General features: G+C 57.1%; 6 protein-coding genes and 1 pseudogene. 1 reads left to right on the top strand and 6 read right to left on the bottom strand.

Annotated elements, in window-relative coordinates; translation table 11 throughout:
- Window positions 1-456: RNA-guided endonuclease TnpB family protein (locus tag NW828_RS12070; RefSeq protein ID WP_414384130.1), on the top strand; the 456-nt coding region annotated here is incomplete at its 5' end.
- 1 nt (window position 457) lies between these two features.
- Here NW828_RS12070 and NW828_RS12065 read toward each other — a convergent pair.
- The 6 genes and pseudogenes from NW828_RS12065 to NW828_RS12040 all read right to left on the bottom strand — a co-directional run.
- Entirely contained in the window at window positions 458-2,299 is a 1,842-nt protein-coding gene (locus tag NW828_RS12065; RefSeq protein ID WP_414384128.1) for an NFACT family protein, read from the bottom strand.
- Between the two features lie 243 nt (window positions 2,300-2,542).
- On the bottom strand, window positions 2,543-3,148 hold the full coding sequence (locus NW828_RS12060) for a DUF3727 domain-containing protein (RefSeq protein WP_011433718.1): 606 nt from the start codon (window positions 3,146-3,148) through the stop codon (window positions 2,543-2,545).
- A gap of 107 nt (window positions 3,149-3,255) precedes the next feature.
- Window positions 3,256-3,492 (bottom strand): gas vesicle protein GvpG, encoded by a 237-nt coding sequence (locus NW828_RS12055; protein WP_011433717.1) that lies wholly within the window; start codon window positions 3,490-3,492, stop codon window positions 3,256-3,258.
- Window positions 3,493-3,681: 189 nt separating this feature from the next.
- Window positions 3,682-4,071: a hypothetical protein gene (locus tag NW828_RS12050; RefSeq protein ID WP_414342319.1), complete on the bottom strand. Its 390-nt coding sequence runs from the start codon at window positions 4,069-4,071 to the stop codon at window positions 3,682-3,684.
- A 178-nt stretch (window positions 4,072-4,249) separates the two neighbouring features.
- Entirely contained in the window at window positions 4,250-4,573 is a 324-nt protein-coding gene (locus tag NW828_RS12045; protein ID WP_414384127.1) for a hypothetical protein, read from the bottom strand.
- 262 nt (window positions 4,574-4,835) lie between these two features.
- Window positions 4,836-6,455: pseudogene (locus NW828_RS12040) on the bottom strand (hypothetical protein); the annotation flags it as partial.

Raw genomic sequence — 6,455 nt, 5'->3', positions numbered from 1 at the left:
CGCATCTCCAAAGCTATTGTCTCTAGGGCAAAAGCTACCAACAGCGCTATTGCTCTGGAAGACCTGACAGGGATCCGTGAAAGGGTCAATCAACAGCCACGCAGCAAAGCCGAGCGGCGTAGGGCCAACAGTTGGGCGTTCTACCAACTACGTCAGTTTCTGGAATACAAGGCGAGGGTTGCAGGGGTTTCTCTGATTCTTGTTCCGCCTGCCTACACGTCGCAGACCTGTCACAAGTGTTTGCACATCCATCCCGACCCTGCGCAATCCTATCGCAGTGGTAAGTCGTTCAAGTGTGGGCACTGTGGATGGGAAGGAGATGCGGACTGGAATGGGGCCAACATGATTGCCAAACTTGGGGCTGTCGTAAACCAGCCTAGAGGTCCGTGGTTTGCTTGCCAACTGCAGGGCTACCGAAAGCCCGCCCTGTACTGCGAAGCAGTCAGGGCCGGGTAGTTTACTGTGGCCCAAGGGCTGACGCAATGAGCAGCTGCGCATGGCTGGGCCGCCCCCAAAGCACCTGCTCCTGTTTGTAAACGACCATGCCGGGCGGGGATCCCTTGGGTTTGAACACCAGTTTCGGGCGAGTGTAGACTACCGGCACCTGTTCGCTGAGGCGACCGCGGCTGAAATGGGCCGCCAAATCAGCAGCCGCCTGCAGATCTTTGCTTTCTGCTACAGCCCCGGGGGGCAAGCGCAGCAGCACATGACTGCCGGGGATCTCTTGGGCATGAAACCACCAATCGTGTTCCTGAGCCACGCGAAAGGTGAGCTGATCATTTTGCAGGTTGTTGCGCCCCACCCAAATGGAGAAGCCACTGGGGCTGGTAAAGCGGTGGGGGTTGAAGGTTGCCGGTGAGGCATGTTTTGAGCTCGCCCGCAGAGACTCTGTCCCGCTGTTGCGAGTGGGACTCTCCAAGTAGCGCTGTTCAATCAGCTCGGTCTCAATTTCCTTGAGGGTGGTCAAGTCTTGGGGATCCCGATAGGTTTCCAGCTGCTGTAGAGACGCTTCCACCTGCTCGAGGTAGAGGATCTCTTGGCCGAGCGCCTCTTGTAAAGGTCGGAGGGCATCCTGGGCCCGCTTTTGTTTGCGGTGCTTGCGGTAGTAGGCTTGGGCATTGAGAATGGCATTTTTTTCGGGGTCGAGAGGGATCTTGACCGTCTGGCCGCTGGCAAAATCCGGCAGCTCGATGTGATGCAACCCTGGCCGCCAGAGGTGGAGGTGGGCCATCAACAAGTCGGCAGCCTGCTTGGAGGCTTCCGCTTGGGTGGAGTCGGCCAGCATCGCCTCAAATTGCTCTCGCCGCTGATAGAGCTTTTTCAGCAGGGTGGATACCCTTTGCAGCAGACGGTGGCGCTCTCGCTCAAACTGTTCGCGGTTAAGCTGAGCCTGGTAGTAGCCTTCCAGAAGTTGGTGCAGGTTGGGCCGAGAGGGTTGCTGCAGGGATTCCGTCCCACCAACGCGAACGGCGCTGCTGACGGGAGGGCTTGCCCAGCCGAGAACGGTGTATCCCTGGGGAGTTGGGGCCGGGTCAAACTGGCCTGTTTCCAGACGGGTTAACCAGTCTTGCCACCTGGCAAACAGTGCCTGCCAATCGCGGGCAGAGAGGTGATCGGTGGAGGTTTGCGGCGGGATCCCAGCCTGATGGCACATCGCTTCCACCAAATGCCGACTGAGGCCGCGATAACAGCGCAACAGCCGTTGGCCGATGGGGCCAGGGATCAGGGCGACGCGCTCTTGCCACCAGGAAAAGGGCTCGGATCGCTGCGGGATCGGGTCGGTTAGGGCGGGAGGAGCCTCGTAGGGCAGGCCCGGCTGCACTGGACGGATTCGCGATTGGCGCTCGCTTACCCCATGGCCACTGGCCAAGATCATGCCCGCCTCGTCCACCAAAATGGCATTGCTGTGCTTGCCCATCACCTCCAGGTAGAGATGGCGATAAGGGGGATCCCCAGGCCGAGGGGCAAAGCGCAAGTCAATCACCCGTTCCCAATCCTCCAGCAGAGCCAGCTCCGTCAGAGCCAAACCCTTCAGGTGCCGTTGGAGGAACTGGCTAAATTGAAAGCCATCCGGCTCTTTGGGAGGAGGCTGACAGAGGTGGAGACGGGCCGCCTGAGGATGCCAGCACAACAGCAAGCAGGGGCGGGCAGTGAGGGTGCGCAAGCCAATGACCACCGTCCACAGATCGGTCTGTTGGATCCATTCCACGCGGGCAGGCAACACTGGATCCCGACCTGTCTTAGCCTGGGTTAGATCGGCGAGCACAGCACGCAGGGTGGTTAAATCAACCGGCTGCATCCCTGTTGCTCCTTCGCTACGCAATGCTCAGGCGGCTGGTCTGAGGCTGGCTTATTCTGACCCTTGGCCCGCAGATCCGACGCCCCCGACAGATGTTGAGACGGGTCTGGAGTGGCTGGTGAAAAACTCTGGGCAAGTTTTACCGGGTAGTTTCACCACCTCTATCCCTATGGTGCTCCGCACCGCCGAGGCGACTGGCTGGGCAGGAGTATCCAACTCGGCAGAACAGAAGGGGTTGACCGCCTAATCTTCGTCTTCATCTTCTTCGTCATCTCCGTCTTCCCATTCCTCATCGAGATCCAGCAGCAGGGCATAGAGCTGATCAAAAAGCTCTGGCGGCTCATCGGGGGTGAGCAGGTAGGGATCCCCTTCGTCAGGCAGAGCGGCGTAGAGCAAAACGGGATCGAGGGGGGTAAAGATGCCGTATTTCTTCTCTTGGTAGAAAAAGGTAGCTAGCAGTTGAAACTCCTGGGCATCTTCCTCGCTCTCGCCCAGCTCGAACACATCTTCCTCTTCGACTGGGGGCAATTCCCCCTGAACCGTGAGGATGTCGAAGCCATTTTGCTGCAAGGTGAGGTTCAACTCCCCCAAGACAGCCTGGATGGTGGGCAGGGTAGCCTGTAGCTCTTCGGGATCCGGCTCGTCCAGGATCCCTTCCATGTTGGCATCGCCGTTCACCGCTTGGCTGGGTTCTTCTTCCCCTTCCCAAACCAGCACTTTGATCACAGCATCAACGGGAGTCACCAGAGCATAGGTCTGCTCATCGATGACCACCTGCCGCAGGATCTCGCACTTGAGAGGCTGGTTTTGCTCGTCGCGGAGCACCAAGGTTTCATGGGATTCAGTCATTGAAAACAGCCCAGGGTAGGAAAGACGGGGGTGTACAGAAGCTCATTCTCCCATGTTCTGCCCCCCTGCAATGCTGAGGGATCCCTTCCAGGCCCACCGGCAGAACTCTATGCTTCGGCTTCTCCTTCTGCTTGGGTTAAGGCTTCCAGGGCCAGCAAAATCTCCTCTTCTCGGCGGGCGTAGGTTTCCTCGTCAATTTCTCCCAAATCTAGCTGAATTTGCAGGGCCGTAAGTTCTTTTTGCAGGTTTTCTTTGCTATCCAGCTGTGCTTCGGCGCGTTCTTGGATCTGCTCTGCTAGCCAAAGCAAACTTTGGGCCGGCCAAGTCAACAATTGCCAAACCATCCCAGGGCCCCTAAAGCAGATGATGAGTCTTCGTAATCCTATCAATTTGGATTCTCAGGTGGCCATTGCCCCGGCCTAGCCGTGAAACTTTTTGTTCCCTTCCTCCCCAAGCTGGAAAGACTGGGACACGCACGAAGCGCCTGGGGAAACACTGGCTATTGGTGCTCAGGCAAGTCCTAGCCGCGAAGACTAATCCTCTCGCTGGTGCTTCTCGATCCACTCCATGAGCTCCCCCTCGGAATGGGTACACAGGCGCTCTCCCGTGATTGGGTCTTGGACAGACCACCAGACCATGCCGCTGCCATCTACCCACTGCCGCACCCGCAGTTCATCGCAGGCCGCCAAGACTGCCTTCAGGCTCTGCCAAAGGTGGCGCAGTCCTCTGAAGAGCGCTGAAGAGAAGGGATCCCTGCCGCCGTACTCGGCTGCCAGCTGCCGCTCTTCTTGTTTCAGCAGCTCCATCAAGCGGGTGTTGTTGGCCGCCCTAGCTGCTTCCAAACGACGGGCCAGGGAGGCTGCTATGTTTTGGCGATGGCGGGCCAGGAGACTTGTCCCCCTCATTTCAGCGATTGCACTCATAAGGCTGCTCTACATACCAGTACCTCTACACGATCAATCCTACCAAAAAATCTGTAGTTAAGGATACGAAAATGGAAAACTACTGGTCATGCACCCTGGCGTGTGGAGTCCAATCCCAGTGCCCTGCCTGGGAGCTGCCGGAAGTTAATCCAACAAGGGGCCACCTGAGCAGCTCAGATCAATCGTCTGAGGGTACAACTGCTTCTGGCCCCATGAGAATAATGGATTTGCGGCTGCTGCGGCTCTGCCTAGCTAAAGTTTTCAGGTAGCGAATGACGGGATAATTATCCGAGCGTTCTGGATTTCTCAGGGTAGGGTTAAAGTCTTTCAAGACACAAATCACTGCTTCATCTTCTCTGATGGTGCCGATGCGGTTCAAGGCAGGCATCAATTGCCCCTTGTTCTGACCGTTATCTGACCAGCCAGAGACAATATCCCAGATTAAGAGCTTGCGTTTGGGCTTCAGAGAGTCGGCTAGGATGGTAATACCTCCTATTGCCATCCGCTATTTGCCAGCATTTTGTGGGTGCTTTTGGAGAAGCACGGAATCTGAATTTGCAGGGCGTCGGCGACATCCGCAAAGTCCGAAGTTATGACACTTCTCTGCGATTGCCTGAGACATAAGGAAGGGGCACCGAGCGGTTGACTGATCACCCGATGCCCCCTTGAATGTCCTCATCCGCACGAGAGGTAAGACGCCGAGAAGGTTCCGGTGCCACTGACCTTGAAGAAAGTTCCGTCAGCGGAGAAAGCGATGGTGCCGTTCAATACGGAAACGTATCCCCCCCCTTCCTTGGCGGCCAACAAACCTCCAAGTCAATATCCTTATAGTGGAAATCAATGCATATTCTATCCGGCGGCTCAATTTTTATTGTCCACCCCACGGGTTTTTGTGCTAGTGGCTCCCCACGGCCCACTGTCGCTGGCCCCTCTTTCACCGTATTTCCCTTTGCATCTACAAAGCGTGCAAGCCACTCGCCCGTGGCAGATCGTGCGATGCGCACCGTGTAGAAGCCAGAAGGAAGCCCAGAGGATTGCGGTGTCCGGAAGTAGCCAAAGAACACATCCTGCCCCTTGGCCAAATCGTCTATCGTCAGCTCTTCCACGCCCTGGAAGACCGTGTGGACTACCAAGTTGTCATCCCTTGAGCCAATGATGACCTGCCTGTACGAATTGTTCTTGATGGTGTTGATTATTCTGCGGGCTGCCTCGTAAAAGTTCGCGGTTGCCTGCGCGATTTTCTGCCCCGCTGCCGGCAAGGGGGTTGGGTCAGGTCCACCTGTGCCCAGCCCCACCGATGCCTGAGCATTGCCCTTTTCCCAGTGGATATCAATAACTATTGTAAACTCGCGGGTTACTGGGTTATAAATAACGCCCCCTGTTAGCCTGGGTATCTCCCGCGCGAGGTCTCCCGGCCCTACTTGCGCATCGGTCTCAAGCGCGACCCGTCCATCCAGGTTCTTGAACTGCGCCTTCCATTGCGTTGTCCCCGGCGTTTGGAAAAACCGCACAGTGTAGAAGCCCGAAGGCAGACCGGAGCCTTGCGGCAGCCGCAGGAAGACAAAGAGCACATCAGCACCCCGCGCCAATTGCTCCAGCGTCAGGTTCTCCACCCCGGCGATGCCCGCATTCACCACGACGGAGCTGCCATCATCAAGCGGAATGGCGACGAAGTTGTCTGTGTGGATCTTCACGCCCGCTTGACGCGCAGCCACTTGCATTTCAGAAGCAACTGCATCGCGGAAGGCCTTGTTGGCTTCTTGCAACTTGGCTTCTAACTGCCATGTCATGTCTGGCATCGGAGTCGGGGTGGGTGTTACAGTAAGTGTGGGAGTTGGCCTCGGGGTCGGAGTCGGCGTGGGTGTCGGCGTCGGGGTCGGCGTCGGGATCGGTGTCGGGATCGGTGTTGCTGGAGTCTTGAAGAGGGTATCCAACTGAGTTTGAGTAACATTCACCTCGGGAAGCTTCAGGGTGCCGGACAAAAAGCCGTTAACCTTGGCCGCAGGCGCCTCCGTGCCCAACGTGGCTACGGCAAACAGCACCGCCGCATCTTTGCAGTCAACCGTGCCGTCGCCCGTGAAGTCAGAGATAGCGGGCTTCAGCGGGTCACCTAGCCCAGTGACATCAATGTCCTTAATCGGCCCTGCTTTAAGCGTGTTGTTGACAAAACCTACGATCTTGGTTGTGTCGCTAGTGTTGAGAGTGCAGGCGGCAAAAAGGATTGCTGCATCCTTGACGGTGACTGAGGTCTTTACCCCGTCGTAGTAGAAAGCAATGCTCTCAGAGCCCTGCACTGCTGTTTCTGGTGCCTGAGCTGAAATTGTCGGGGGAACCTGAGTAACAGCCGGAGGATCCGAAGTAAGGGAACAAGCAGCCACTCCTCC

The organism is Synechococcus sp. W55.2, from assembly GCF_047461635.1.
GTDB lineage: Bacteria > Cyanobacteriota > Cyanobacteriia > Thermostichales > Thermostichaceae > Thermostichus.
The sequence above is the reverse complement of the archived record's forward strand: the minus strand, read 5'-3'. Positions and strand labels throughout refer to the sequence as shown.

Excerpts from the sequence above, each read along its gene's own strand:
- NW828_RS12045 (WP_414384127.1), bottom strand. The coding sequence starts at position 4,573 with ATGGCAATAGGAGGTATTACCATCCTAGCCGACTCTCTGAAGCCCAAA.
- NW828_RS12065 (WP_414384128.1), bottom strand. The coding sequence starts at position 2,299 with ATGCAGCCGGTTGATTTAACCACCCTGCGTGCTGTGCTCGCCGATCTA.
- NW828_RS12055 (WP_011433717.1), bottom strand. The coding sequence starts at position 3,492 with ATGGTTTGGCAATTGTTGACTTGGCCGGCCCAAAGTTTGCTTTGGCTA.
- NW828_RS12060 (WP_011433718.1), bottom strand. The coding sequence starts at position 3,148 with ATGACTGAATCCCATGAAACCTTGGTGCTCCGCGACGAGCAAAACCAG.
- NW828_RS12050 (WP_414342319.1), bottom strand. The coding sequence starts at position 4,071 with ATGAGTGCAATCGCTGAAATGAGGGGGACAAGTCTCCTGGCCCGCCAT.